Annotated in this window: 1 protein-coding gene; it reads left to right on the top strand. The window is 66.3% G+C overall.

The window, feature by feature from the left end; all coding sequences use genetic code 11:
- Positions 1-255: hypothetical protein (locus RVY79_RS20580; protein ID WP_317466449.1), on the top strand; the 255-nt coding region annotated here is incomplete at both ends.

Below are 255 nucleotides of genomic sequence, written 5' to 3'. Positions count from 1 at the left end.
ACGGCGGCTCGCGGCTGCTCTACCGCAACGTGGCCTTCAACACCTATGGCTTCCTGAACGTGCGCGACGAGTTCATCGAGCGCTATCCCGACGAGGTGAAGCGCGTCATCGGACACTACGAACGCGCGCGGCAGTGGATCCGGGCCAACACCACCGAGGCGGCCAAGATCCTGGCGGAGGAAGCCAAGGTCGACCTGACCGTCGCGCTGCTGCAGCTCAAGCTGCGCACCGATCTCTCCAACCCCCAGCCCGGCG

Origin of the sequence: Chromohalobacter sp. HP20-39 (assembly GCF_033052815.1) — a bacterium.
Classification (GTDB): Bacteria; Pseudomonadota; Gammaproteobacteria; order Pseudomonadales; family Halomonadaceae; genus Chromohalobacter.
The sequence above is the reverse complement of the archived record's forward strand: the minus strand, read 5'-3'. Positions and strand labels throughout refer to the sequence as shown.